General features: G+C 64.6%; 18 protein-coding genes. 10 read left to right on the forward strand and 8 right to left on the reverse strand.

Features of this window, described 5'->3' with window-relative positions; translation table 11 throughout:
• Nucleotides 1-77 precede the first annotated feature (77 nt).
• Nucleotides 78-1,034: a glutathione synthase gene (gene gshB / locus JLK41_RS01950; RefSeq protein WP_037050142.1), complete on the reverse strand. Its 957-nt coding sequence runs from the start codon at nt 1,032-1,034 to the stop codon at nt 78-80.
• Between the two features lie 241 nt (nt 1,035-1,275).
• Here gshB and pilG point away from each other — a divergent pair, with 241 nt between their 5' ends.
• The 8 genes from pilG to JLK41_RS01990 all read left to right on the forward strand — a co-directional run bounded on the left by pilG (nt 1,276) and on the right by JLK41_RS01990 (nt 14,563).
• Entirely contained in the window at nt 1,276-1,683 is a 408-nt protein-coding gene (pilG, locus tag JLK41_RS01955; RefSeq protein WP_003458788.1) for a twitching motility response regulator PilG, read from the forward strand.
• Nucleotides 1,684-1,730: 47 nt separating this feature from the next.
• Complete coding sequence (pilH, locus tag JLK41_RS01960; RefSeq protein ID WP_004373130.1) at nt 1,731-2,096, forward strand: twitching motility response regulator PilH; 366 nt, start codon at nt 1,731-1,733, stop codon at nt 2,094-2,096.
• Between the two features lie 44 nt (nt 2,097-2,140).
• On the forward strand, nt 2,141-2,677 hold the full coding sequence (locus JLK41_RS01965) for a chemotaxis protein CheW (RefSeq protein ID WP_037050140.1): 537 nt from the start codon (nt 2,141-2,143) through the stop codon (nt 2,675-2,677).
• Between the two features lie 84 nt (nt 2,678-2,761).
• Complete coding sequence (locus tag JLK41_RS01970; RefSeq protein WP_037050137.1) at nt 2,762-4,798, forward strand: methyl-accepting chemotaxis protein; 2,037 nt, start codon at nt 2,762-2,764, stop codon at nt 4,796-4,798.
• A 60-nt stretch (nt 4,799-4,858) separates the two neighbouring features.
• The gene (locus tag JLK41_RS01975; RefSeq protein WP_037050283.1) at nt 4,859-5,719 is read left to right on the forward strand and encodes a protein-glutamate O-methyltransferase; all 861 of its coding nucleotides are present in this window, start codon (nt 4,859-4,861) and stop codon (nt 5,717-5,719) included.
• A 25-nt stretch (nt 5,720-5,744) separates the two neighbouring features.
• Nucleotides 5,745-13,046 carry an Hpt domain-containing protein gene (locus tag JLK41_RS01980; protein ID WP_210390228.1) on the forward strand — a complete coding sequence of 2,434 codons (7,302 nt, stop codon included), beginning with the start codon at nt 5,745-5,747 and terminating at the stop codon, nt 13,044-13,046.
• Complete coding sequence (locus JLK41_RS01985) at nt 13,043-14,062, forward strand: chemotaxis protein CheB (protein ID WP_037050131.1); 1,020 nt, start codon at nt 13,043-13,045, stop codon at nt 14,060-14,062. The genes JLK41_RS01980 and JLK41_RS01985 overlap by 4 nt, the downstream gene beginning before the upstream one ends.
• A gap of 30 nt (nt 14,063-14,092) precedes the next feature.
• Complete coding sequence (locus tag JLK41_RS01990) at nt 14,093-14,563, forward strand: chemotaxis protein CheW (RefSeq protein ID WP_047589664.1); 471 nt, start codon at nt 14,093-14,095, stop codon at nt 14,561-14,563.
• An 82-nt stretch (nt 14,564-14,645) separates the two neighbouring features.
• On the opposite strand, the gene JLK41_RS01995 is transcribed toward JLK41_RS01990, so the two are convergent.
• The 3 genes from JLK41_RS01995 to JLK41_RS02005 form a co-directional block, all read right to left on the reverse strand.
• Nucleotides 14,646-16,136, reverse strand: a complete 1,491-nt coding sequence (locus tag JLK41_RS01995) for an alanine/glycine:cation symporter family protein (protein ID WP_037050126.1) — start codon at nt 16,134-16,136, stop codon at nt 14,646-14,648.
• 208 nt (nt 16,137-16,344) lie between these two features.
• Nucleotides 16,345-17,070 (reverse strand): 16S rRNA (uracil(1498)-N(3))-methyltransferase, encoded by a 726-nt coding sequence (locus JLK41_RS02000; protein ID WP_210390229.1) that lies wholly within the window; start codon nt 17,068-17,070, stop codon nt 16,345-16,347.
• Nucleotides 17,071-17,155: 85 nt separating this feature from the next.
• Nucleotides 17,156-18,559 (reverse strand): adenosylmethionine--8-amino-7-oxononanoate transaminase, encoded by a 1,404-nt coding sequence (locus JLK41_RS02005; RefSeq protein WP_037050121.1) that lies wholly within the window; start codon nt 18,557-18,559, stop codon nt 17,156-17,158.
• 255 nt (nt 18,560-18,814) lie between these two features.
• Between JLK41_RS02005 and JLK41_RS02010 the strand changes: the two genes are divergently transcribed.
• Entirely contained in the window at nt 18,815-19,360 is a 546-nt protein-coding gene (locus JLK41_RS02010) for a cytochrome b (protein WP_210390230.1), read from the forward strand.
• Nucleotides 19,361-19,419: 59 nt separating this feature from the next.
• Nucleotides 19,420-19,995, forward strand: a complete 576-nt coding sequence (locus JLK41_RS02015) for a YceI family protein (RefSeq protein WP_037050116.1) — start codon at nt 19,420-19,422, stop codon at nt 19,993-19,995.
• Nucleotides 19,996-20,145: 150 nt separating this feature from the next.
• Here the strand turns inward: JLK41_RS02015 and rhlE2 are convergent, their stop codons facing one another.
• From rhlE2 to metF, 4 genes are all read right to left on the reverse strand, one after another.
• Nucleotides 20,146-22,044, reverse strand: coding sequence for an RNA helicase RhlE2 (rhlE2, locus tag JLK41_RS02020; RefSeq protein WP_210390231.1), 1,899 nt, complete (start codon nt 22,042-22,044; stop codon nt 20,146-20,148).
• A 189-nt stretch (nt 22,045-22,233) separates the two neighbouring features.
• Entirely contained in the window at nt 22,234-23,004 is a 771-nt protein-coding gene (locus JLK41_RS02025; protein ID WP_037050110.1) for a substrate-binding periplasmic protein, read from the reverse strand.
• Between the two features lie 67 nt (nt 23,005-23,071).
• The gene (gene ppnN / locus JLK41_RS02030; protein ID WP_037050109.1) at nt 23,072-24,445 is read right to left on the reverse strand and encodes a nucleotide 5'-monophosphate nucleosidase PpnN; all 1,374 of its coding nucleotides are present in this window, start codon (nt 24,443-24,445) and stop codon (nt 23,072-23,074) included.
• A 76-nt stretch (nt 24,446-24,521) separates the two neighbouring features.
• Nucleotides 24,522-25,367, reverse strand: a complete 846-nt coding sequence (gene metF, locus JLK41_RS02035; protein ID WP_210390232.1) for a methylenetetrahydrofolate reductase [NAD(P)H] — start codon at nt 25,365-25,367, stop codon at nt 24,522-24,524.
• Nucleotides 25,368-25,434: the final 67 nt, after the last annotated feature.

Consider the following 25,434-nt stretch of genomic DNA (forward strand, 5'->3'; position numbering starts at 1 on the left):
TCTGCTTTCGAATGTCGCGCAGTCTGCCGGGTCGGGGTGTGCGCCTGCAAGTTGCAGGCGCCAGGCTGCCACCTGCGTCAAGCTTTTAGGCCGCGCTTGCTCGCGATGCAGTCCATCAGCCGGTCGCCGATGCGGGTGTCGAAGGCCGCATCGATCTCGCGGATGCAGGTGGGGCTGGTGACGTTGATTTCCGTCAGGTGTTCGCCGATCACGTCGAGTCCGACGAAGATCAGCCCCCTGTCGCGCAGGCTCGGGCCCACTGCCGCGGCGATCTCGCGGTCACGCTCGGTCAGCGGGCGTGCCTCGCCCCGGCCACCGGCCGCGAGGTTGCCGCGGGTCTCTCCGGCGGCGGGGATGCGCGCCAGGCAGTAGGGCACCGGTTCGCCGTCGATCATCAGGATGCGCTTGTCGCCTTCCTTGATGGCCGGCAGATAACCTTGCGCCATGATCTGCTGTTGGCCATGCTGAGTGAGGGTTTCCAGAATCACCGAGAGGTTGGGATCGCCCTCGCGATGGCGAAATATCTGCGATCCGCCCATGCCATCCAGGGGTTTGAGAATGATGTCACGGTGCTGTATCGCAAACTCGCGCAGAATGTCCGGGCGCCGACTGACCAGGGTCGGCGGTGTGTATTGGGGAAACAGGGTAGCGAAGAACTTTTCGTTGCAGTCGCGCAGGCTCTGAGGTCGATTCACCACCAGTACGCCGTCACGTTCGGCCTGCTCGAGCAGATAGGTGGAGTAGACGAATTCATTGTCGAAGGGCGGGTCCTTGCGCATCAGGATCACGTCCAGCTCGGCGAGCTGCATGTCCTGTTCCGTACCAAGGGTGAACCACTTTTGCGGGTCGTTGAATACTTCCAGCGGCCGCAAGCGGGCTCTGGCCTGGCCCTGGGCCTGGTAGAGATCCTGCTGTTCCATGTAGAACAGCGACCAGCCGCGTGCTTGAGCGGCCAGCAGCATGGCCAGCGAGCTGTCCTTCTTGAAGGAGATGCTGGCAATCGGATCCATGACGATCCCGAGACGAAGGCTCATGGGGAAAATCTCCGCGAGATAAAGGGTGAAGGCCGGGTTGGCCGTACCGAACAATGGCTGTCAGGGTGGCGTCGGCCGGGGCCTTGGTCAAGGGCCGGTGCTGCCCTGGCGGCCTTATAGATTGCATGTGGAGAGTGTGCTAAAAAGGCCCGACGATTGGGGCAAGACCAATCGGCGACTGGGCCTCAGGCATACTGATAACGCGAATATAACGACTCACCGAGGCGATGGTAGGGCGAACATGGAACAGCATTCCGAGGGTTTGAAAGTGATGGTGATCGACGATTCGAAGACGATTCGTCGCACCGCGGAAACTCTGCTGAAAAAAGTGGGTTGTGATGTCATCACCGCGGTCGATGGCTTCGATGCCCTGGCCAAGATTGCCGACACTCACCCGAGCATCATCTTTGTCGACATCATGATGCCGCGTCTCGATGGGTATCAGACCTGTGCCCTGATCAAGAACAACAGTGCTTTCAAGTCCACCCCGGTGATCATGCTGTCCTCCAAGGACGGTCTGTTCGACAAGGCCAAGGGGCGGATCGTCGGTTCCGATCAATATCTGACCAAGCCCTTCAGCAAAGAAGAGCTGCTCGGAGCGATCAAAGCCCACGTGCCGGACTTCACCCCGGTAGAACAAGCCTCCTGACGTGTCGGCCTGCAGGGCCGTACGCCTCTTCTGTATTGGGAAACACCATGGCTCGAATTCTGATTGTTGATGACTCACCGACCGAGATGTACAAGCTGACGGCCATGCTGGAAAAGCATGGCCATCAGGTGTTGAAGGCGGAGAACGGCGCCGATGGCGTCGCCCTGGCTCGCCAGGAGAAACCGGATGCGGTGCTGATGGACATCGTCATGCCCGGGCTCAATGGTTTCCAGGCGACTCGTCAGCTGACCAAGGACGCCGAAACCAGCCACATCCCGGTGATCATCGTCACCACCAAGGATCAGGAAACCGACAAGGTCTGGGGCAAGCGCCAAGGCGCCAAGGACTACCTGACCAAGCCGGTTGACGAAGAGACCTTGCTGAAAACCCTCAATGCGGTACTGGCCGGCTGATGCCGGGCAGGTCGCGAAGCAGATAAGAAAAGGCCAAGGCCGGCATGGCGGACGTGCAGACTCCATTCCAGATTCTCCTCGAGATCGACCAGCGTTGCCGAGCCCTGGCGGCCGGCTTGCCGTCGCAGCAGACGGCGGTGCAGACCTGGAGCGGCATCGGCTTTCGCATGGGCGAGCGATTCTTCGTCGCGCCGATGGGGGAGGTGGGTGAGGTGTTGCACGAGCCACGCTACACCCTGCTGCCGGGTGTGAAAGGCTGGGTCAAAGGGGTGGCCAACGTGCGTGGCCGCCTGTTGCCGGTGATGGACCTGTGCGGGTTCTTCGGCAGCGAACTGTCGCCGCTGCGCAAGCTGCGACGCGTGCTGGTGGTCGACCACCAGGAGATCTTCGCCGGCCTGACGGTCGACGAAGTTTTCGGCATGCAACATTTTCCCGTGGATGCGTTTTCAGAACAGCTGCCGCCTCTCGAGGCGAGCATTGCACCGTTCATTCACGGAGTCTTTCAGCGAGAACAGCCCTGGTTGGTATTCAGCCCGCATGCGTTGGCGGCCGATCAGGGGTTTCTCGATGTTGCCTACTAACAGAAATTCGGTTGGGTCGGTTCTTCCGGCCCTTTGGCGTTACATGGGAACCGTAGTGCGGTCGGTCCAGGCGGGGGCCAGATAATGAAAAAACTCAATACAGGCAATTTGTTGGTCGGAGCACGCAGCAGCACGCTGATCGCGGCGCTGTTCGTCGTGCTCATCGTCTCCATCGTGCTGTTGTTCGCGAACTTCGCCTACATCAACACCCAATCCAACTACGATACCGAGTACATCGGCCACTCCGGTGAGCTGCGCGTACTCTCCCAGCGTATCGCCAAGAACGCCACGGAGGCGGCGGCAGGTACTGCCGAGGCCTTCGGCCTGTTGCGCGATGCGCGCAACGACTTCCAGCAGCGCTGGGGCTACCTGACCGACGGCGACGCCGCCAGCGGTCTGCCGCCGGCGCCCGAGGCCGTACAGCCGCAGATGGCCACGGTGCAGCAGGACTGGGACAGCCTGCGGCAGAACACCGACGCCATTCTCGCCAGTGAGCAGACCGTACTGTCGCTGCACCAGGTAGCCGCCACCCTGGCGGAAACCATTCCGCAGCTGCAGGTCGAGTACGAGGAAGTGGTCGACATCCTGCTGGAAAGTGGTGCGCCGGCCGCGCAGGTTTCCGTGGCCCAGCGTCAGTCGCTGCTGGCAGAACGTATCCTGGGTTCGGTGAACAAGGTACTGGCGGGTGACGAAGACTCGGTACAGGCCGCTGACATGTTCGGCCGCGACGCCAGCCTGTTCGGCCGCGTACTGGCTGCGATGCTGGAAGGCAACGCGGCGATGGAAATCACCCAGGTGACCGACGAGGAGGCTCTCGAGCGTCTGGCGGAGATTTCCGAGCTGTTCGAATTCGTATCCGGTTCGGTGGACGAGATTCTCGAAACCTCGCCGGAACTGTTCCAGGTGCGTGAATCGGCGAACTCCATCTTCACCGTTTCCCAGACCCTGCTGGACAAGGCATCCGATCTGGCCGGCGGCTTCGAAGACCTGGCCGACGGTCGTGCCATGAACACCCTGTTCGGCTATGTGCTGGGTGCCCTGGCGCTGGCTGCGATCATCCTCATCGGTCTGGTGATGGTGCGTGAGACCAACCGCCGTCTCGCTGAAACCGCCGAGAAGAACGAGCGTAACCAGGCGGCGATTCTGCGACTGCTCGATGAGATCGCCGACCTCGCCGACGGTGACCTGACCGTGGCCGCGACGGTAACCGAGGACTTCACCGGTGCCATCGCTGACTCCATCAACTACTCCATCGACCAGCTGCGCGACCTGGTAGCGACCATCAACCTGACCGCCGTTCAGGTAGCCGGTGCTGCTCAGGAAACCCAGGCCACGGCGATGCACCTGGCCGAGGCTTCCGAGCACCAGGCCCAGGAAATCGCTGGTGCCTCCGCGGCGATCAACGAAATGGCCGTGTCGATTGACCAGGTATCGGCGAACGCCAGCGAATCGTCCGCGGTAGCGGAACGTTCGGTAGCCATCGCCAACAAGGGTAACGAAGTCGTACACAACACCATCACCGGCATGGATAACATCCGTGAGCAGATCCAGGACACCTCGAAGCGGATCAAGCGCCTCGGTGAATCGTCCCAGGAGATCGGTGACATCGTTAGCCTGATTAACGACATTGCCGACCAGACCAACATCCTCGCACTGAACGCCGCGATCCAGGCCTCCATGGCCGGTGACGCAGGCCGAGGCTTCGCGGTGGTAGCGGACGAGGTACAGCGCCTTGCAGAACGTTCCTCTGCGGCGACCAAGCAGATCGAAGCGCTGGTGAAAACCATTCAGACCGACACCAACGAAGCCGTTATCTCCATGGAGCAGACGACCTCCGAAGTGGTGCGCGGTGCACGCCTGGCGCAGGACGCCGGTGTGGCACTGGAAGAGATCGAGAAGGTATCGAAGACCCTCGCGGCCCTCATCCAGAACATCTCCAACGCTGCCCGTCAGCAGGCCTCGTCGGCTGGTCACATCTCCAACACCATGAACGTGATTCAGGAAATCACCTCGCAGACGTCCTCGGGTACCACCGCCACCGCGAAGAGCATTGGTAACCTGGCCAAGATGGCCAGTGAGATGCGCAAGTCGGTGTCTGGCTTCACCCTCCCGGACGCCTGATAAAGGAGTGCGGAGGCTGGCTGCAGCCTCCGCGACATAGCCATGACCCAGGGCGAAGGTATGCAGTCAGCGGGCGTTTGGGCATTGCGCCCAGTGACCGACATGTCGCAAGCCGATTTCCACGACTGGCAGACGCTGCTCGAAGCGCGTACCGGTGTGGTGATCAGCGAACAGCGACGTGCCTTTCTGCAGACCAACCTGAGTGCGCGGATGCGCGAGTTGGGCGTCACGGACTACGCCAGTTACTACCGACAGGTCACCGATGGCCCCCGTGGCGCGGTGGAGTGGTCGACCCTGCTGGATCGTCTGACCGTGCAGGAAACCCGCTTCTTTCGCCATCAGCCGTCGTTCGAGGTGCTCGCGCAGTATCTGCAGGAGCGCCTGGCCGCAGGGCTGAGCAAACCCTGGGAGTTGTGGAGCGTGGGTTGCTCCAGTGGTGAGGAGCCCTATTCGCTGGCCATCCAGGCCGCCGAGACCTTGCAGGGCAGTGAGTTGCCGGAGCATTTCGCGGTCACCGGTACCGATATCAGTCAGGGTGCGTTGAGCCGGGCGCGTGAAGCCAGTTACTCGGCGCGGCGCCTGGAGCAGGTGGGTGATGAACTGCGTGAGCGTTACTTTCTCGCGCAGGCAGACGGACGTTTCAAGGTAGTACCGAGCCTGGCAGCTCGCGTGTGTTGCGCCAGGCTCAATGTGCTGGAACTGGCCAAGGCGCCAATGTCCGGCATGGATGTGATTTTTTGTCAGAACTTGCTGATCTATTTCCGCCGCTGGCGTCGCCGCGACATCCTCAACCGCCTGGCCGAAAGCCTGGCGCCGGGTGGCCTGCTGGTCGTAGGTGTGGGCGAAGTAGCCGGTTGGCAGCACCCGCACCTGGTGCCGGTGGCCGACGAGCGAGTTCTGGCGTTTACCCGCAAGGGATAAGGCCAAGTTTATGAGTGGAGTGGCTATGGGTGATCGGCATGATTATGTCGCCCTGGAGTGGGTAAAAGGCGAGATCGGGGAAACCCTGAAGCAGGCGCGGCAGGCCCTGGAGGCGTTCGTCGAGAACCCGCAGGACCCCACGCGCATGCGCTTCTGCCTGACCTACGTGCACCAGGTTCACGGCACCTTGCAGATGGTCGAGTTCTACGGCGCTGCGTTGCTCGCCGAAGAGATGGAGCAGCTGGCCAAGGCACTGATGGAAGGCCGCGTCGCCAACCAGGGCGAGGCCCTGGAAGTGCTGATGCAGGCTATCCTGCAGCTGCCGGTCTACCTCGACCGCATCCAGACCGCCCGTCGCGACCTGCCGATGGTCGTGCTGCCACTGCTCAACGACCTGCGCGCCGCCCGTGGCGAGAAGCTGCTGTCGGAAACCAGCCTGTTCTCCCCGGACATGTCCGTCCGCCTGCCGGCGCTGCCGGAGGGTGGCCTGGCGCGTCTGCGTACCGCCGAACTGCCGGTGCTGCTGCGCAAGCTGCGGCAGATGCTGCAGATGGCGCTGGTCGGCGTCATCCGCAACCAGGATCTGGCCACCAACCTTGGCTACATGGCGCGGGTCTTCGCCCGTCTGGAGAACCTGTGCAAGGACGCCCCGCTGGGCGGCCTGTGGCAGATCGCCTCCGGCCTGATCGAAGGGCTGGCCAATGGCAGCGTGGTCAACGGCACCTCGGTGCGCACCCTGCTGCGCCAGGTCGACAAGGAGCTCAAACGCCTGGTCGAGGAAGGTGCTGACGGCATCAACCAGTCCGCTCCCGACGAGCTGACCAAGAACCTGCTGTTCTATGTGGCCAAGGCGCCGGCGCAATCGCCGCGCATCCGCAGCCTGAAGGCGCAGTACCGCCTCGACGATGCTCTGCCCGATACCGAGGTGGTGGACGAAGAGCGTGCCCGCCTGGCTGGCCCCGACCGCGATGCCATGCGCTCGGTGGTGGCGGCACTGTGCGAGGAACTGGTGCGGGTCAAGGACAGCCTCGACCTGTTCGTGCGCAGCGACCGCAGCCGTCCGGGCGAGCTGGATGCCTTGCTGGCACCGCTGAAGCAGATCGCCGATACCCTGGCGGTGCTTGGTTTCGGCCAGCCGCGCAAGGTCATTCTCGACCAGATCGACGTGATCCATGCGCTGTCCCTCGGCCAGCGCGAGCCGAACGACGCGGTGCTGATGGACGTGGCTGGCGCGCTGCTCTACGTCGAAGCGACGCTGGCCGGCATGGTCGGCCCGGGCGATGATGGCCAGAACGAGCAGAGCCACCTGCCGACCACCGATGTCGGGCAGATTCACCAGCTCGTCATCAAGGAAGCGCGCAATGGCCTGGAGCAGGCCAAGGACGCGATCATCGAGTTCATTGCCTCGCAGTGGAACCACGAACACCTGGCGCGCGTGCCCGAGCTGCTGACCCAGGTCCGTGGTGGCCTGGCGATGATTCCGCTGCAGCGCGCCGCCGACCTGCTCAATGCCTGCAACCGCTACATTCAGGAGCAGTTGCTGGCACGCAAGGCCGTGCCCAACTGGCAGAGCCTGGATACCCTGGCCGACGCCATCACCAGCGTCGAGTACTACCTCGAGCGTCTGGCCGAAGACCATGGCACCCAGGGCGATCTGATCCTCGACGTTGCCGAGGAAAGCCTGGAGAGCCTGGGCTATCCGCTCAAGGAAAAGCCTTCGATCCTCGACCGTGTCGAGCCGGAGGAAGAAACCCTGGCGCCATTGGCCGACCCGCTGCAGGAAATCGAACTGCTCGGTGCCGAGGACGAACTGCTGGAAGAGCCGCTGGCCGAGACCGCGCCCCAGGTCGACGAGATCGACGAGCAGCCCGCCGAGGCACCGGCCGATCTGGAATTGCTGGAGGGCGACGCGGAGCTGCCGGTCGCCGCTGATTCCGCTGACGGCTTCACCTTCGAGCTGGCGGAGCTCGATGAGCTGCCGTCGCTGCAGGACGACGAGCTTGCCCCTGCCGCGCTGATCGAGATCGAGGCGGAACCTGAGCTGGAAGAGTTGAGCCTCGAGCAACTGAGCGAGACGCCGCAGTGGGACGAGCTGGAACTGGCGGACCTGGAGCTGCCGGAAGTCGAACTGCCCAGCGCGCCCGAGGTTGCGCCGCCAGCCGCCGAGGCGGAGGCGGACAAGCCGCTGTCGATGGCCGACGTGATGGCCGCACCGGTACAGGCGATCAACCCGCCTGCCGCCGACGTTCCGCCCAGCCTGCTGCCGCCGCCTGCCGACGAAGAACCGGTGGACGAGGAGCTGCTGGAAGTCTTCATCGAAGAAGCCGGTGAAGTGCTGGAAACCATCGCCGAGTACCTGCCGCAGTGGCAGGCCGATACCGACAACAAGGATGCGCTGATCGAAGTGCGGCGCGCCTTCCACACCCTCAAGGGCAGCGGGCGCATGGTGCGCGCGCTGGTCATCGGGGAGCTGGCCTGGTCCATCGAGAACCTGCTCAACCGTGTTCTGGATCGCAGCATCGAGCCCGCTGCACCGGTGCAGCAGGTCGTGCTCGACGTCGTCGCCCTGATGCCGGCACTGGTCGAGGAGTTCGCCGCCAAGGCCCAGCGTCAGCGCGATGATGTCGACCTGCTGGCCGCCACGGCGCACGCCCTGGCCAAGGGGCAAACGCCCCCAAAATCTGACGCCCCGGCCGCTCCGCAGGTAGCCGAGCCCGTGGGCGTAACCGAAGCTACCGCTGCCGTCGAGCAGGCCCCGGTCGTAGTGGATCAGGACCTCGATGGCGAGCCCCTCGATCCTCAGCTGCTGGAGATCTTCCGCAACGAGGCCGAGACTCATCTGGATACCCTGGTCGGCTTCCTCGCCGATTGTGCGCAGGAGTTGCCGCAACCGGTAACCGACGACCTGCAGCGTGCCCTGCACACGCTCAAGGGCAGCGCCTACATGGCCGGCATTCTCCCCGTGGCGGAAATCGCCGCGCCGCTGGAGAAGCTGGTCAAGGAATTCAAGACCAACCTGATTCAGGTCGACCTCGCCGCTGCGGAACTGCTGAGCAGTGCCGAGGGGCTGTTCCGCATCGGTCTGGACAACCTGGAAAGCCAGCCACTGGCAGCGATTCCCGGTGCCGAGGCATTCCTTGCCCGGGTCCAGGCACTGCATCAGGATCGCCTCGCCAGTGCCGAGGACGAGCGCAGCGGAGAAAACGGCGAGAGCCGTGATCCGCAGCTGATCAGCATCTTCCTCGCCGAAGGTATGGACATCCTGCTGGATGCCGAGGACCTGCTGCGCAAGTGGCGCGAGCACCCCTCCGAGCGCCAGGAGCTGTCCGCGCTGCTGGAAGAGCTGACGACCCTGGGGCGTGGCGCGGAAATGGCCGAACTGCCGCAGATCGACGAGCTCTGCGAAGCCTTGCTCGACCTCTATGGCGCCGTCGAGGAAGGCAGCCTGGCCGTCAGCGAGCGTTTCTTCGACGAGGCAGAGAAAGCCCACGAAGCGCTGATCGGCATGATGGACCAGGTGGCCGCCGCGCTGCAGGTCAGCCCTCAGCCCGAGCGTGTTGAGGCGCTGCGTCAGTTGCTGGCCGAGGCCATCGACCCGAACACCCTGGCGTTGCTGTCGCCCGATGTCGAAGGCCTGCAAGTCGTCGAGCTGGACCAGGCCACTGCCGAACTCGAGCAGTCCGAACAGTCGGCCGCGAGCGATGCCCCCGCCGAGCCGCAGCTGACCGAGGAGCCGTTCGAGGCCGTCGAGGCCGAGCCGGTGCCTGAAGCGCACGCGAGCTTCAGCCCGGCCGATGCCGAACTCGACGAGGAGATGGTCGAGATCTTCCTCGAAGAAGCCGTCGACATTCTGGAAAGCGCGGGGCAGGCGCTGGAGCGCTGGCTGAGCGAGCCGGACAACACCATGCCGCTGTCGTCGCTGCAGCGTGACCTGCACACCCTCAAGGGCGGTGCGCGCATGGCCTCGATTCGTCCGATAGGCGATCTGGGCCATGAGCTGGAGTCCCTGTACGAAGGCCTGGTCGACCGCCGCTACAACCATTCGCCGGAGCTGGGTAACCTGCTGCAGCAGAGCCACGACCGCCTGGCGCAGATGCTCGACCAGCTACAGGCGCACCAGCCGCTGGTTTCCGGTGATGACCTGATCCAGGCGATCCGTCAGTTCCGCCAGGGCGGCCCGGCGCAGAGCCTGTCGGCAGCCGTTGCCCAGGTCGAGGTGCCGACGCTCGACGAACAACCGGCCAGCGAGGCTGACGAGCCGCTCGAGTTCGATCTCGATAGCGATGACACGCCGCCTCTGGCCCTGGTCGAGGACGACGTCGTTGTCGACGAGATCATCGACGTGCCGCTCGAAGACAGCCTGCCGCTCGTCGACGAAGTGGAGCTGGAACTGCCTGAGGAGCCGCAGGTCGAGACTGTTGCCGAGCCCGAGCCCGAGCCCGAGCCCGAGCCGGAACCTGTGCCTGCACCTGCACCGCAGGTCGTGGACAGCTGGCACGAGGAACGCGATCCCGAGCTGGTGGAGATCTTCCTCGAGGAAGGCTTCGACATCATCGAAAGCGCGGGCGCAGCCCTGCAGCGCTGGATGGGCGATGTCGACAACAGCCTGGAACTGGAAGCCCTGCAGCGCGATCTGCACACCCTCAAGGGTGGTGCGCGCATGGCCGAGATCCGCGAAATCGGCGATCTGGCCCATGAGCTCGAATTCCTCTACGAAGGTCTCGGCGGCGGCCGTCTGCGTGCCAGCCCGGAACTCTTCACCCTGCTGCAGGCCTGTCATGACCGCCTGGCCGAGATGCTGGAAGCGGTGCGTGGCCAGCGTGCGGTGCCCTCGGGCGAGGACCTGATCGATACGATCAAACGCTTCCGCGCCAATCCTGACGAACAACTGAGCATGCCGTCGGCCGTTCAGCTCAAGGCGGTGGTCGAGAGCGACGACGCCGATGAGGCGGACAGCGACATTCTCGACATCTTCCTCGAAGAGGGCGATGACCTGCTCGAGGCGATGGAAACGGCCATCGGGCGCTGGGAAGATCAGCGCGAGGACAGCGCGCCGATCGACGAGATGCTGCGCATCCTGCACACCCTCAAGGGCGGTGCGCGCCTGGCCGGGCAGAAGCGCCTGGGCGACATGAGCCACGACCTCGAACAGCATCTGAGCGAGGCATTGCAGCAGGGTGCACCGTGGCCGGAAAGCCTGTTCCTCGATGTGCAGTCCGGTTTCGAAGGCCTGCAGCAGGAACTCGATCTGCTGCGCCAGCGCCTCAGTGCCAGCCTGGCCGATGAGCCGGCTGCCGCGCCGGTCGAACCGGTCGAACCGGTCGAGGTTGCCACGCTGCCGGTGCAGAGCAGTGCGCCGATCGTCGCCGCCAGCGACGCGCCGACGCAGCTGCAGGCACCCAAGGTCCTGCCGTTCGTGCGCCGGGCCGAAGAGGCGGCTGCCGAGGCTGCCGCGCGCCGCGCGCCACAGGAACTGGTCAAGGTTCCTGCCGAGTTGCTCGAAGGGCTGGTCAACCTGGCCGGTGAGACCTCGATCTTCCGCGGCCGTGTCGAGCAGCAGGTCAGTGACGTGAGTTTCACCCTGAGCGAGATGGAAGCGACCATCGACCGTGTGCGTGACCAGCTGCGTCGTCTCGACACCGAGACCCAGGCGCAGATTCTCAGCCGCTACCAGGCCGAGGCCGAACGTGCCGGCTACGAGGATTTCGACCCGCTGGAAATGGACCGTCACTCGCAGCTGCAGCAGCTCTCGCGTGCGCTGTTCGAGTCCGCGTCCGACTTGCTCGACCTGAAGGAAACCCTGGCCGCGAAGAACCGCGACGCCGAGACCCTGCTGCTGCAACAGGCGCGGGTCAACACCGAGTTGCAGGAAGGCCTGATGCGTACGCGCATGGTGCCCTTCGATCGCCTGGTCCCGCGCCTGCGGCGCATCGTCCGGCAGGTGGCCGGCGAGCTCGGCAAGCAGGTGGAGTTCGTCGTCGGCAACGCCGAGGGGGAAATGGACCGTACCGTGCTCGAACGTATCGTCGCGCCGCTGGAGCACATGCTGCGCAACGCCGTCGACCACGGGATCGAAGTGGCTGATGTGCGCCGCGCCGCAGGCAAGCCGGATGCCGGCACCATCCGCCTGAATCTGGGGCGCGAGGGCGGTGATATCGTCCTCACGCTGGATGACGATGGCGGTGGTATCCGTCTGGAAGCCGTGCGCCGCAAGGCCATCGAACGTGGCCTGATGGACGCCGACAGCGACCTGAGCGATCACGAGATCCTGCAGTTCATCCTCGAGGCCGGTTTCTCCACGGCGGAGAAGGTCACGCAGATTTCCGGACGCGGCGTCGGCATGGACGTGGTGCACTCCGAGGTCAAGCAGCTCGGCGGCTCGATGAGTATCGACTCGACCCTGGGCCAGGGCACGCGCTTCACCATCCGCCTGCCGTTCACCGTGTCGGTCAACCGGGCGCTGATGGTGTACTCGGGCGAGGACCTGTACGCCATTCCGTTGAACACCATCGAAGGTATCGTGCGCGTTTCGCCTTACGAGCTGGAGGCCTACTACGCCCCGGATGCGCCGCGCTTCGAGTACGCCGGCCAGGCCTACGAACTGAAGTACCTCGGTGACCTGCTGAACAATGGCCAGCAGCCCAAGCTGGTGGGCCAGAGCCTGCCGCTGCCGGTGATCCTGGTGCGCTCCAGCGAGCACGCCGTGGCCGTGCAGGTCGACAGCCTGGCCGGTTCGCGCGAGATCGTGGTGAAGAGCCTCGGCCCGCAGTTCGCCGGGGTGCATGGCATCTCCGGTGCGACCATCCTCGGTGACGGGCGCGTGGTGGTCATTCTCGACCTGCTGGCGACCATCCGCGTGCTGCACGCGCACTTGCAGAATCAGCTGCTGCCGCGTCTGGCTTCGCGCCAGGTGGCGAGCAGCGAAGAGGTCGAAGTCGACCGGCCGACGCTGGTCATGGTGGTGGACGACTCGGTCACCGTGCGCAAGGTCACCAGCCGTCTGCTCGAGCGTAACGGCATGAACGTGGTCACTGCCAAGGACGGGGTGGATGCCATCGCCCAGCTGCAGGAGCACAAGCCGGACATCATGCTGCTGGACATCGAGATGCCGCGCATGGACGGCTTCGAGGTGGCGACCCTGGTGCGCCACGATGAACGCCTGAAGGACCTGCCGATCATCATGATCACCTCGCGTACCGGTGAAAAACACCGTGAGCGGGCGATGTCCATCGGCGTCAACCAGTACCTCGGCAAGCCCTACCAGGAGTCCTTGCTGCTCGAAACCATCGCTCAGTTGGTGGATAGCCATCAGGTCAAGCGGACATGACAGAGAAATCCCTCGCGCGCATTGCGGTCATCGCCGACACCTCGCTGCAGCGCCATGTGCTGCAGCAGGCGCTGGCAGGTGGTGGTTACCAGGTGGTGCTCAACAGCGATCCGGCGCGTCTCGACGAGGATGCCCTGGCCGCTTGCGAGACCGACCTGTGGCTGGTGGACCTGGCCCAGTCGGACGATTCGCCGCTGGTCGACAGCCTGCTGGAGCGCGCCAGCGCGCCGGTGTTGTTCGGCGAGGGGCATGCCCCTGAACGGCAGTCCGAAAACTATCCGCGCTGGGAGCGCAGCCTGTTCGGCAAGCTCAAGCGTCTGGTCGGGGACCCGGCCCAGGCCGTTGGCCCCAGCCTGCAGGCCCTGCTGGACGAAGCGCAGCGGCCGACTCGCCTCGAGCTGCCGCAGGCGCTCGCCGATACGCCGCTGAAGGCTGGCGAACCGGCGCGTCAGGTCTGGTTGCTGGCGGCCTCGCTGGGCGGTCCGGCGGCGGTGAAAGCCTTTCTCGATGCGCTGCCGGGTGGCCTGCCTATCGGCTTCATCTACGCCCAGCACATCGACGCCAGCTTCGAAGCGGCATTGCCGCAGGCCGTCGGGCGGCACAGCCAGTGGCACGTCAATCCGGCGCGCCAGGGCGACCCGGTGCGCTGTGGCGAAGTGGTGGTGGTGCCGATCGCCAGCGAGCTGGGTTTCGACGATCAGGGCGCCATGCAGATCGCCGAGCGCGGCTGGCCGGAGCCCTACAGCCCCTCCATCGACCAGATGATGCTCAATCTGGCGCAACAGTTCGGCGCCCAGTGTGGCGTCATCGTCTTCAGTGGCATGGGCAGCGACGGCAGTGCCGCCGCCGCGTACGTCAAACGCCAGGGTGGGGTGATCTGGACCCAGCGCGGCGACAGCTGCGCCTGCCCGAGCATGCCCGACAGCCTGCGCGAGGGTGGCTACAGCAGCTTCAGCGCCGACCCGCGCGAGCTGGCCGTGGCCCTGGTCAATCACCTTGCCGAACATTGCAGTTGATCGGGGTTTGCCCCCGTATAGGACGTTTTCATGAGTCAAGCCGTCGCCACCCAGAACAGTGCAGCCAACCTCACCGGGTTGCTGGTGCCGCTGGCCGACCGCACCCTGCTGCTGCCCAACGTGGCGGTCGCCGAGCTGATTCCCTATCGCGCGCCCCAGGTGAGCGAAGGTGCGCCGGCGTGGTTTCTCGGCCAGATCGCCTGGCGTGACCTGAGCCTGCCGCTGTTCTCCTTCGAGGCCGCCAGTGGTGGCCAGGCGCAGGTCGCCAGCGGGGCACGGGTCGCGGTGATCAACGCATTGGGCGGTCGCCCCAAGGTCAAGTTCATCGCCTTGCTGGTGCAGGGCATTCCCCGCTCGCTGAAGGTCGGCAGCGACCTGGCTGCGGCCGATGTCGAGCTGGCGCCACTCGAGCTGGGCGCCGCACGGATTGCCGATGAGGTGGTGCGGATTCCGGATCTGGTGGCCCTGGAGCAGATGCTGGACGATGCCGGCCTGATCTGAGTCGCGCCGCACGGCGCAGCAGGCCCCAACGAAAAAGCCCCGGCACATGGCCGGGGCTTTTTCATGCCGTCAGCGAGCGCAATCAGCGCTGCGCGTTAGCCTCTGCAGCTTCGGCTTTCTTTTCTTCTTGCAGATTGTCTTCCGAGGTGTGGCTACCCCAGTAGTCGGCGTTCTTGATGCCGAGTTTTTCCGGGTGGAACACCGGGTCCTTGCCTTCGTCCTGCTGTTGCTCGTAGTCCTTCAGGCACTTGTAGGCAATCTTGTGCATGAGCACGATGGCGATGATGTTCAGCCAGGCCATCAGGCCCACGCCGAGGTCACCCAGGTCCCAGGCAACGGTGGCGCTGCGCACGGTGCCGTATACGGTGGCCGCGATGATGCCGAACTTCAGCAGCAGGGTGAGGATCGGGCGCTTCACCTTGCGGTTGATGTAGGCAATGTTGGTTTCGGCGATGTAGTAGTAGGCCAGGATGGTGGTGAAGGCGAAGAAGAACAGGGCGATGGCAACGAAGGCGTTACCGAAGCCGGGCATCATGTTCTCCATCGCGGTCTGCACGTAGCCCGGGCCGGCGGCGACGCCAGCGATACCGGTGAACAGCGCGCTGCCATCGGGAGCCTGTACGTTGTACTGACCGGTGATCAGCAGCATGAAGGCAGTCGCCGAGCAGACGAACAGGGTGTCGATGTAGACCGAGAAGCCCTGTACCAGGCCCTGCTTGGCCGGGTGGCTGACGGCTGCCGCGGAGGAGGCGTGCGGGCCGGTGCCCTGGCCTGCTTCGTTGGAGTAGACGCCGCGCTTCACGCCCCACTGGATAGCCATGCCGATGATGGCACCGAAACCGGCTTCGAGGCCGAAGGCGCTACGGAAGATCAGAGCGATCACTTCCGGCAGCTTTTCGATGTTCAGCAGGATGATCACCAGGGCGACCAGGATGTAGCCCAGCGCCATGAACGGCACCACCACCTGGGTGAAGTGGGCGATACGCTTGACGCCACCGAAGATGATCAGGCCGATCAGGACGGCGAGCAGGGCAGCGGTCACGTTCGGGTCGATGCCGAATGCGGTTTGCGCGCTGGAGGCGATGGAGTTGGCCTGTACGCCCGGCAGCAGCAGGCCGCAGGCGAACACGGTGACCACGGCGAACAGCCAGGCGTACCACTTCAGACCCAGGCCTTTCTCGATGTAGAAGGCCGGGCCACCACGGTATTCACCGTTGAGCTTTTCCTTGTACACCTGGCCGAGGGTGGACTCGACGAACGCCGAGCTGGCGCCGAGGAAGGCAACCATCCACATCCAGAAGATCGCACCCGGGCCGCCGAAGGTGATGGCGGTGGCCACACCGGCGATGTTACCGGTACCGACGCGACCGGCGAGGGTCATGGTCAGGGCCTGGAAGGAGGAGATGCCGTGCTCATCGGTTTTGCCGGTGAACATCAGGCGGATCATTTCTTTGAAGTGGCGGACCTGGAGGAAGCGGCCGCGAAGGGAGAAGTAGAGACCAACGCCGAGACATAGATAGATCAGCGCCGGGCTCCAGACCAGACCGTTGAGGGTCGAGACCAGTTCGTTCATGCAATGCTCCTGGGCATGCGGCCGCCTTTTGGGCGGGGCCGAAGCCCGTTGATTTGTTATTGGAAGAGGAACGACGCAGCGGGGCGCCGGCCTCGGCCGGGCGCTGGTCGCTGGTAAAGCAGGTCGCGCACGCGGCGCGCAGAGCATGACAAAGACTGCTCGGCTTGCAATCTCTTGAGGTCACATTTTGTTACGCCAAGGCGACATTTTACGCCTGGAGGTCGCCCCACAGCTGCTGAGCGACGCTCAGGGCCACCACTGGCGCCGTTTCCGTACGTAGAACGCGCGGTCCCAGGCGAGCTGCGTGGAAGCCGGCGTGCATGGCCTGCTCCACTTCCGCATCGCTCAAGCCGCCTTCCGGGCCGATCAGGAAGGCCAGGCTGCGTGGCTGCTCATGGCTCTGCAGCGGCGCGGCGACCGGGTGCAGCACCAGCTTCAGATCGGCTTTGGTCTGTTGCAGCCAGGCGGCCAGTTCCAGTGGAGGGTGGATCACCGGCAGCACCGAGCGCCCGCACTGTTCACAGGCGCTGATCGCCACCTGGCGCCAGTGGGCCATGCGCTTGTCGGCCCGTTCGTCCTTCAGGCGCACTTCGCAGCGTGTCGAGACGATGGGGGTGATTTCCGTCGCGCCCATCTCGGTGGCTTTCTGGATCGCCCAGTCCATGCGTTCGCCGCGTGACAGGCCTTGCCCGAGGTGAATGCGCAGCGCGGACTCGGCCAGGCCATCGAGCGCCTCGCGCAGCTCCACGCGCACGCTTTTCTTGCCCACCTCGATCAGCTCGCCCAGGTACTCGCGGCCACTGCCGTCGAACAGCTGCACGGCATCGCCCACGGCATGACGCAGCACCCGGCCGATGTAGTGCGCCTGGGCCTCGGGCAGCTCGTGCTGGCCGAGGGAGAGCGGGGCGTCGATGAAGAAGCGGGATAGGCGCATATGAATAGCTACCGAGCGACAAGTTCGAAGCGGCAAGTGTAAAGCACTGCGCCTCTGCGCTGTTACTTGCCTCTGGCCGTCGTCGCTAGCCTGGATCGCGGTGATCGGGGAAGCGATTGTCCACCGCCACGCTGACCGATTCACGGGTGGCGATATCGATCCCCTCGCTGGCCACCTCGGCGAGGAAGTCGATTTCCTCGGGGGTGATCACGTAGGGCGGCAGGAAGTACACCACGCTACCGAGCGGACGCAGCAGCGCGCCACGCTGCAGGGCATGCTGATAGACGCGCAGGCCGCGTCGCTCCTGCCAGGGGTAGGCGGTCTTGCTGGCCTTGTCCTGCACCATCTCGATGGCCAGGGCCATGCCGGTCTGGCGGATCTCGGCGACGTGCGGGTGTTCGGCCAGGTGCGCGGTGGCGCTGGCCATGCGCGTGGCGAGGGCCTTGTTGGCCTCGATCACGTTGTCCTGCTCGAAGATGTCCAGGGTAGCCAGCGCCGCCGCACAGGCCAGCGGGTTGCCGGTGTAGGTGTGCGAATGGAGGAAGGCGCGCAGGGTCGCGTAGTCGTCGTAGAACGCCGCGTAGACATCGTCGGTGGTGAGTACGGCGGCCATCGGCAGGTAGCCACCGGTGAGCGCCTTGGACAGCACCATGAAGTCCGGGGTGATGTTGGCCTGTTCGCAGGCGAACATCGTCCCGGTACGGCCAAACCCCACGGCGATCTCGTCGACGATCAGGTGCACGCCGTAGCGGTTGCAGGCGTCACGCAGCAGCTCGAGATAGACCGGGTGGTACATGCGCATGCCGCCGGCGCCCTGGATCAGCGGCTCGACGATCACCGCAGCGACTTCGTGGTGATGCTCGGCCAGGGTCTGTTCCATGTGGGCGAACATGCTGCGCGAGTGCGCTTCCCAGCTCACGCCCTCTGGGCGCAGGTAGCAGTCAGGGGTCGGCACCTTGAGGGTGTCGAGCAACAGGGCGCGGTAGGTGTCGGTGAACAGCGACACATCGCCCACCGACATCGCCGCGACCGTCTCGCCGTGGTAGCTGTTGGTCAGGGTGACGAAGCGCTTCTTGGCCGGCGCACCGCTGTTGAGCCAGTAGTGGAAGCTCATCTTCAGCGCCACCTCGATGCCCGAGGAACCGTTGTCGGCGTAGAACACCCGGTTCAGGCCCGCGGGCGTGAGGCGCACCAGGCGCTCGGACAGTTCCACCACTGGTTCGTGGCTGAAGCCGGCCAGCATCACGTGCTCGAGGCTGTCCAGTTGCTCGCGGATGCGCGCGTTGATGCGCGGGTTGGCGTGGCCGAAGACGTTGACCCACCAGGAGCTGACCGCATCCAGGTAGCGCTTGCCGTCGAAGTCCTCCAGCCAGACGCCTTTGCCGCGGCGGATGGGGATGAGCGGCAGGCGTTCGTGATCCTTCATCTGGGTGCAGGGGTGCCACAGCACGTCGAGGTCGCGCTGCATCCAATGGTCGTTCTGGCTCATGAGAAATCTCCCGCTGTTCGGCGGCACAGCCTACCAGAAGGCGCGCGCGGGGATGGAAACTGCCGCTGGTCCGGTGTTTTGCGCCGCCTGTAGCCATACTTGCGAACTTTGCGGCAGCGGCGGCGCACTAATCCGATCGGCTTGAAGGCATGGAAATTAGCTATCGCATTTCTCGATGTTTCATAGCGAAATTTTCCGCTTTAAATCGATATATTTGCCGTTAGTCTTGCTCGGAAATTGAATCAGGAAGTCCCCATGCAATGGCGTAATACCTCTGCTCGTTACGGTCTGGTCAGCGTGCTGTTGCACTGGTTGGTGGCGTTGGCCGTGTTCGGCCTCTTCGCCCTCGGTTTCTGGATGGTCGGGCTCAGCTATTACGACCCCTGGCGCCAGAGTGCGCCGGACCTGCACAAGAGCATCGGCATCCTGCTGTTCGCGACCATGCTGCTGCGCGTGTTGTGGCGCCTGTTCAACCCGGCGCCAGCGGCGCTGGAGAACCATGGCGCGCTCACCCGCCTGGCTTCCAAGCTGGGCCATGCCGCGCTCTACCTGGGCCTGTTCGGCGTGATGCTCTCCGGTTACCTGATTTCCACCGCGGATGGCCGTGGTATCGAGGTGTTCGGGCTGTTCAGCGTGCCCGCCACCCTGATGGGCATCGAGCACCAGGAAGATATCGCCGGTGATATCCACGAATACCTGGCCTGGGGCCTGGTGATCTTCGCGGTCGTGCACGGCCTGGCCGCACTCAAGCACCATTTCATCGACCGCGACAGCACCCTGCTGCGGATGTTCGGGCGCTGAAGCTATTCATCATCGGGCCAAGGCCCACCTAGATCGACAACCTCGCAAGGAGAACACCCATGTTGAAGAATGCCCTCGCTGCACTGGTTATGGGTTCCGCCCTGATCGGCGGGCAGGCCATGGCGGCCGACTATGCCATCGACAAGCAAGGCCAGCATGCCTTCGTCAACTTCAAGATCAGCCACCTGGGCTACAGCTGGCTGTACGGCACCTTCAAGGATTTCGACGGCAAGTTCAGCTTCGACGCCGCCAACCCCGAGGCCAGCAAGGTCAGCGTGAGCCTGAAGACCGCCAGCGTCGACACCAACCACGCCGAGCGCGACAAGCACATCCGCAGTGCCGACTTCCTCAATGCCAGCAAGCACGACACCGCGACCTTCGAGTCCACCTCGGTCAAGTCCACCGGCGAAGGCACCGCTGATGTCACCGGCAACCTGACCCTCAACGGCGTGACCAAGCCGGTGGTGATCGCGGCCAAGTTCATCGGTGAAGGCAAGGACCCGTGGGGCGGCTACCGCGCCGGTTTCGAAGGCACCACGACCCTGAAGCTGAAGGACTTCGACATCGCCATGGACCTCGGCCCGGCTTCGGAGACCGTCGAGCTGATCATTTCGATCGAAGGCGTTCGCCAGTAAGGAAGGCGGCCGCCAGCCAGCGGCCGTCTGATGACCCTCTCCCATTCATGGGAAAGAGGCCAGAGGGGAGAGGGGTGGTTATCCACTCGCCTTTTCCCCTAAACGAAAACGCCGCCCTCAGGGGCGGCGTTTTTGTTGCTGCGTCGGCGCTCACTCGTCGCGGTTGCGCGTCAGCAGTGCCGGCTTCTCGCCGCGAGGGCGGTTGCTGTTGCTCAGCTCATCGAGTTGCTCGGCCGTGGGGAAACGGTCCAGGCGCGAGCTCTTGTGCACGATGACCGGCTGCTTGTCACGCGGGCTGCGCACGGCAGCCTCGGCACGCGGCAGCTCGTCGCGGTCGAGCGAGGTGACGCGGCCGTCATGGGCAGCGCGGCCACGGCCACGGTTGGCACCGTTGCGCCCCTGGCCCTGGCCGCCCTGGCCATTGCCCTGGCGACGGTTCTTGTTGGCGCCATTGCCGGCGCCGGCGCCATTGTTGTTGCGCGGGCCCTTGTTGCTCTGGCGCTGGCCTTGACCCTGCTGGGTACCGCCGTTGCCGGGGGTGCCGCTCGAACGACGGCCACGCCCCTGTTGCTTGTTCTGGACCGGGCTGACGTAGTCGACGCGGTTGCCGAAGTTGTCGATATCGTCGTCGAGGAACTCTTCCGGATCACGATCTGGCGGCAGGGCGGGAATCGCCGCTGCAGGCTGGCCCTGGCCCGTGTCATCGCGTTGTCCGCGGCGGCGCTTCTGCCCCTGCGGCTTGGCCTTCTGATCCTTGCCGCCGTCCTTGCCCTTGTCCTTGCGGCCGCCGTTCTGGTGCTCGCCCTTGGGTTTGGCGCCGGACTCGGCCTTCTGCTTCTTCTGGCCGGCGTTGCGCGGCTGGCGTGGTTCGCGCGCTTCGGGGCGCTCGGCCTCCACGGTGCTGGCATCGAAGCCCATCAGATCGCCATCGGGGATCTTCTGCTTGGTCATGCGCTCGATGCTCTTGAGCAGCTTCTCCTCGTCCGGGGCGACCAGCGAGATGGCCTCGCCGCTACGTCCGGCACGGCCGGTGCGGCCGATGCGGTGAACGTAGTCCTCCTCGACGTTGGGCAGCTCGAAGTTGACCACGTGCGGCAGTTGGTCGATGTCCAGGCCGCGGGCGGCGATATCGGTGGCGACCAGTATGCGTACCTTGTTCGCCTTGAAGTCGGCCAGGGCCTTGGTGCGGGCGTTCTGGCTCTTGTTGCCGTGGATCGCGGCAGCCGGCAGGCCATGCTTGTCGAGGTACTCGGCCAGGCGATTGGCGCCGTGCTTGGTACGGGTGAACACCAGTACCTGTTCCCAGGCACCCTGAGTGATCAGGTGCGCAAGCAGTGCGCGCTTGTGACTGGCGGCCAGGCGGAACACACGCTGCTCGATGCGCTCGACGGTGGTGTTCGGCGGCGTGACCTCGATGCGCTCGGGATTGTGCAGCAGCTTGCCGGCGAGATTGGTGATGTCCTTGGAGAAGGTCGCCGAGAACAGCAGGTTCTGGCGCTGCGCCGGCAGGCGCGCGAGCACCTTCTTGACGTCATGGATGAAGCCCATGTCGAGCATGCGGTCGGCTTCGTCCAGTACCAGAATTTCCACGTGGGAAAGGTCCACGCTGCCCTGGCCGGCGAGGTCGAGCAGGCGGCCGGGGCAGGCGACGAGTACGTCGACGCCCTTGGCCAGTGCCTGGACCTGCGGGTTCAGGCCGACGCCACCGAAGATGCAGGCGCTGACGAACTTCAGGTCGCGGGCGTAGATCTTGAAGCTGTCATGCACCTGGGCAGCCAGCTCGCGGGTGGGCGTCAGCACCAGCACGCGCGGTTGCTTCGGGCCATGGCGCTGTTCGCGGTCTGGATGGCCGGCCGGGAACAGGCGTTCGAGAATCGGCAGGGCGAAACCTGCAGTCTTGCCCGTGCCCGTCTGGGCCGCCACCATCAGATCGCGACCTTGCAACACGGCGGGAATGGCCCGCTGTTGCACCGGAGTGGGCTGGGTATAGCCGGCGGATTCGATCGCACGGACTAGAGCCTCGGAGAGACCGAGGGAAGCAAAGGACATGGGCAATCCTGTACGTAGTGAGGGCGTGGCCCTATGGGGTGATATTGCCTGGCTTGAATCACGCGTGGGGGGCATGATCCCGTCCGGTACTGCTGGCTTCCGAGAACCAGCATCCGGGCGCAAGCCTGGCGGGAAGGCCCGAGTATAACAGAGCTTGCGCGTTGCGCATCTACCAGCCTGTCGGCTGGTTCACGGCGCGGAGACTTCGTCGGCGCCGGACAATTCGGCGTAGCGCGCCTGCAGCTCGGCATAGGCCGGCTCGGCCTTGAAACGGCGCAGTTCCTCGCTGAAGGCCTGGGCCAGGGCGCGCAACTCCGCTGTTCTGGCCAGCGCCAGGTAGAGATGGTCATGGCCGACCGGCGTCGCGTTGTAGCTGATCTTGCGGCCCAGCCCCAGGCGGCTGGCCAGGAAGATACCGGTGCGACGATCGTTCACCACCAGATCGACACGGTGGCGCGCCAGCTTGCCGATGTTGGCCTCGTGACTGGGGCCTTCCTCGCGGCGGAAGGTCTGCGCGGTGCGAAACGCTTCGTCGTTGTACCAGTAGCCAGGGGAGATGCCGATCACCAGGCCGCGCAGGTCGTCGATGTGGCGATAGTAGAAGGGCCGGCTGCGCGAGTAGAACAGCACGAACTCGATGTCGCTCAGCGGCTCCGAGGCGAACTGCATGCTGGCCTCGCGCGACGGGTGGTAGAAGACGTCCAGGATGCCGTCGGCCTGCCCTTGCTGCATGGCCAGCAGGCAGCGCTTCCAGGGCATGAACTGCAGCTGCATCTCGCGGCCCAGACGGCGCAGCACCTCGCGGGTGATCTCGTAGTCGAGCCCGGTCGGCTGGCCGTTTTCCTCGTAGACATAAGGCGGCCACGCCTCGGTGACCAGGCGCAAGGGTTCGGCCCGTAGGCCGAGGGCCACGCAGCACATCAGCTGCAGGCCAATGACGACGCGTACGACTGCTCTCATGGCTTAAGCATAGTCCCCCTTCGGCAAGGGGCTGGGGCGCAGCAAGGGTGCGCCCCGGCAGGCGCGTTCAGGACACGACGCGGTAGCAGGGCTCGTAGGCCGTGCCACCGGGCAGCTTCATCCGGTGCTGTTCGACGAAGGCCTGCAGCAGTCGGTCCAGGGGCGCCATGATGCTGGCGTCACCCTTGATCTCGTAAGGGCCGTTCTCTTCGATCAGGCGAATGCCGTTTTCCTTGACGTTGCCTGCGACGATGCCGGAGAAGGCCCGACGCAGATTGGCCGCGAGATGATGCAGCGGCTGCTCGCGGGTCAGATTGAGGCTGGCCATGGCGTCGTGGGTCGGCTCGAACGGATGCTGGAAGCTCTCGTCGATCTTCAGTAGCCAGTTGAAGTGGAAGGCGTCGTTGCGTTCCCGGCGGAACTGGCGCACGGCCTTGATCCCGACCGCCATCTCGCGGGCCACCTCGGCCGGATCGTTGACGATCATGCGATAGCGCTGCTGCGCGGCTTCGCCGAGGGTCGCGCCGATGAAGTCGTGCAGCTGCTGCAGGTAGGTGCTGGCGCTCTTCGGCCCGGTGAGGATGACCGGAAAGGGCAGGTCCTGGTTGTCCGGGTGGGTGAGGATGCCCAGCAGGTAAAGGAACTCCTCGGCGGTGCCGGCGCCGCCCGGGAAGATGATGATGCCGTGACCGACGCGCACGAACGCTTCCAGGCGTTTTTCGATATCCGGCAGGATCACCAGCTCGTTGACGATGGGGTTCGGTGCTTCCGCCGCGATGATGCCCGGCTCGGTCAGGCCCAGGTAGCGGCCAGTGAGGTTGCGCTGCTTGGCGTGGCTGATGGTGGCGCCCTTCATCGGCCCCTTCATCACGCCGGGGCCGCAACCGGTGCAGATATCCAGGCCGCGCAGGCCCAGCTCATGGCCGACCTTCTTGGTGTACTTGTACTCCTCGGAGCTGATCGAGTGTCCGCCCCAGCACACCACCATCTTCGGTTCGACGCCGCTGCGCAGCGTGTGAGCGTTACGCAGCAGGTGGAAGACGTAGTCGGTGATGCCTTCCGAGCTGTCCAGGTCGATGCGCTTGTTCTCCAGCTCGCTCTGGGTGTAGACGATGTCGCGCAGGGCGCTGAAGAGCATTTCACGGGTGCTGGCGATCATCTCGCCATCGACGAAGGCGTCGGCGGGAGCGTTCAGCAGTTCCAGGCGAATGCCGCGATCCTGCTGGTGGATCTTCACCTCGAAATCCGGGTATGCCTCGAGGATGGTCTTGGCGTTGTCGCTGTGCGAGCCGGTGTTGAGGATTGCCAGTGCACATTGGCGGAACAGGCGATAGACGCTGCCCGAACCGGTTTCACGCAGTTGCTGCACCTCGCGTTGCGAGAGCGTTTCCAGGCTGCCCTTGGGGCTGACTGAGGCATTGATCGTGGAGCGTTTGAGCATGGCAGGCGATCCTTCGGCGGCAAGGCGGGGTGTGACGCGAGCAGGCTGCCCGAAGGCAGCCTGCGGGTGAACTGCCTCAGCGTGGCAGTTTGAGGTTGTTCCAGATGGCCAGGCTGGGGTCGGCCTGGTTCAGCGTATAGAAGTGCAGGCCCGGTGCGCCACCGTCGAGCAGGCGTTCGCACATCTCGCTGATCACCTGTTGGCCGAAGGCCTGGATGCTTTCGACGTCATCGCCGTAGGCTTCCAGCTGCTTGCGCACCCAGCGCGGGATCTCCGCGCCGCAGGCATCGGAGAAACGCGCCAGCTTGCTGTAGTTGGTGATGGGCATGATGCCCGGCACGATCGGCAGGTCGACGCCCAGTTTCTGCACGCGCTCGACGAAGTGGAAATAGCTGTCGGCGTTGAAGAAGTACTGGGTGATGGCGCTGTTGGCGCCGGCCTTGGCCTTGCGTACGAAGTTGGCGATGTCGCTCTCGAGGTTGCGCGCCTGCGGATGCATTTCCGGGTAGGCGGCGATTTCGATGTGGAAGTGATCGCCCGTTTCGTTGCGGATGAACTCGACCAGCTCATTGGCGTAGCGCAGCTCGCCGCTGGCCATGCCCATGCCCGAGGGCAGGTCGCCACGCAGGGCGACGATGCGCTTGATGCCGGCGTCCTTGTACAGGGTCAGCAGTTCGCGCAGCTCGGCCTTGCTGTCGCCGACGCAGGACAGGTGCGGTGCGGTCGGCACCTTCACTTCGCCGTCGAGCTGCAGCACGGTGTTCAGCGTGCGGTCACGGGTGGAGCCTCCGGCACCGTAGGTGCAGGAGAAGAAATCGGGGTTGTAGCTCGCCAGCTGGCGCGCCACGTTCAGCAGTTTTTCGTGTCCGGCTTCGGTCTTGGTCGGGAAGAACTCGAAGCTGTAACGGCGTTCTTGACTCATGGAGAAGGTTCCCTTCCCAGCGGCAAGCTGCAAGCCTCAAGCTGCAAGGGGAGCGGGGCCCGTCCTG

It is taken from the genome of Ectopseudomonas khazarica (assembly GCF_017915135.1).
Lineage (GTDB): Bacteria > Pseudomonadota > Gammaproteobacteria > Pseudomonadales > Pseudomonadaceae > Aquipseudomonas > Aquipseudomonas khazarica.

Coding starts and splice junctions, on each gene's coding strand:
- gshB (WP_037050142.1), bottom strand. CDS start 1,034: ATGAGCCTTCGTCTCGGGATCGTCATGGATCCGATTGCCAGCATCTCC.
- pilG (WP_003458788.1), top strand. CDS start 1,276: ATGGAACAGCATTCCGAGGGTTTGAAAGTGATGGTGATCGACGATTCG.
- pilH (WP_004373130.1), top strand. CDS start 1,731: ATGGCTCGAATTCTGATTGTTGATGACTCACCGACCGAGATGTACAAG.
- JLK41_RS01965 (WP_037050140.1), top strand. CDS start 2,141: ATGGCGGACGTGCAGACTCCATTCCAGATTCTCCTCGAGATCGACCAG.
- JLK41_RS01970 (WP_037050137.1), top strand. CDS start 2,762: ATGAAAAAACTCAATACAGGCAATTTGTTGGTCGGAGCACGCAGCAGC.
- JLK41_RS01975 (WP_037050283.1), top strand. CDS start 4,859: ATGCAGTCAGCGGGCGTTTGGGCATTGCGCCCAGTGACCGACATGTCG.
- JLK41_RS01980 (WP_210390228.1), top strand. CDS start 5,745: ATGGGTGATCGGCATGATTATGTCGCCCTGGAGTGGGTAAAAGGCGAG.
- JLK41_RS01985 (WP_037050131.1), top strand. CDS start 13,043: ATGACAGAGAAATCCCTCGCGCGCATTGCGGTCATCGCCGACACCTCG.
- JLK41_RS01990 (WP_047589664.1), top strand. CDS start 14,093: ATGAGTCAAGCCGTCGCCACCCAGAACAGTGCAGCCAACCTCACCGGG.
- JLK41_RS01995 (WP_037050126.1), bottom strand. CDS start 16,136: ATGAACGAACTGGTCTCGACCCTCAACGGTCTGGTCTGGAGCCCGGCG.
- JLK41_RS02000 (WP_210390229.1), bottom strand. CDS start 17,070: ATGCGCCTATCCCGCTTCTTCATCGACGCCCCGCTCTCCCTCGGCCAG.
- JLK41_RS02005 (WP_037050121.1), bottom strand. CDS start 18,559: ATGAGCCAGAACGACCATTGGATGCAGCGCGACCTCGACGTGCTGTGG.
- JLK41_RS02010 (WP_210390230.1), top strand. CDS start 18,815: ATGCAATGGCGTAATACCTCTGCTCGTTACGGTCTGGTCAGCGTGCTG.
- JLK41_RS02015 (WP_037050116.1), top strand. CDS start 19,420: ATGTTGAAGAATGCCCTCGCTGCACTGGTTATGGGTTCCGCCCTGATC.
- rhlE2 (WP_210390231.1), bottom strand. CDS start 22,044: ATGTCCTTTGCTTCCCTCGGTCTCTCCGAGGCTCTAGTCCGTGCGATC.
- JLK41_RS02025 (WP_037050110.1), bottom strand. CDS start 23,004: ATGAGAGCAGTCGTACGCGTCGTCATTGGCCTGCAGCTGATGTGCTGC.
- ppnN (WP_037050109.1), bottom strand. CDS start 24,445: ATGCTCAAACGCTCCACGATCAATGCCTCAGTCAGCCCCAAGGGCAGC.
- metF (WP_210390232.1), bottom strand. CDS start 25,367: ATGAGTCAAGAACGCCGTTACAGCTTCGAGTTCTTCCCGACCAAGACC.